The sequence below is a fragment of the Streptomyces sp. TRM68367 genome (genome assembly GCF_014495685.1).
GTDB lineage: Bacteria > Actinomycetota > Actinomycetes > Streptomycetales > Streptomycetaceae > Streptomyces.
The window spans coordinates 1-790 of record NZ_JACTVI010000268.1 but is presented as its reverse complement, the minus strand read 5'-3'; the positions used below and the strand labels follow the sequence as shown (position 1 = coordinate 790).

General features: G+C 72.2%; 1 protein-coding gene. It reads left to right on the top strand.

Annotation, left to right across the window (positions count from 1 at the left end; all coding sequences use genetic code 11):
* Positions 1 to 790, top strand: a 790-nt coding sequence (locus H8R17_RS45410) for a transposase (RefSeq protein WP_187828984.1), incomplete at both ends; no start/stop codon positions are given.

Below are 790 nucleotides of genomic sequence, written 5' to 3'. Positions count from 1 at the left end.
GTTCCCGGTGTCGTGGAGCGCTACCAGCGCCGCACCAACCGCCTGGCCGACCAACTCGGCTGCGTGGTCAAGGAGTTAGCCGGCCGGGCCGGCGCCCGCCTCTTGCGCGTGCTGGCCTGCGCGATCTCCCGCTCGACCGCCCTGCGCATGCTCATGCGCAGGGCGGCACCGCGGCTGCGCGTCCCGCGCGTGCTCGGCATCGATGACTTCGCCCTCAAGCGCCGCCACCGCTACGCCACTGTGATCATCGACGCCGAGACGGGCGAGCGGATCGACGTCCTGCCTGACCGCACCGCCCAGACCCTGATCGTGTGGCTGCGCGAGCATCCCGGGGCTGAGTACGTCTGCCGGGACGGCTCCGGCTCCTACGGCGAGGCGATCCGTCAGGCCCTCCCCGAAGCGGTGCAGGTCAGCGACAGGTGGCACCTGTGGTCCAACCTGTGCGGCAAGGCCCTGGCCGAGGTCCGCTCCCACGCCGCCTGCTGGGCCACCGCCGTGAATCCCGCCCGGCCCGGGGACGTACGCGAGCAGACCACCCGCGAGCGCTGGCAGCGGGTTCACCATCTGCTCGACCAAGGCGTCGGCCTGCTCGAATGCGCCCGCCGCCTCGATGTCGCCCTGAACACCGTCAAGCGGTACGCCCGCATGAAGGAGCCCACCGGCGACCGCCGCGCACCCCGCTACAAGCCCACGCTCGTCGACCCCTACCGAGACCACCTCCGCGCCCGCCGCGCCGCCGACCCGGCCGTCGCCATCAAGCAACTGTTCCGGGAGATCCAGGAGCTGGGAT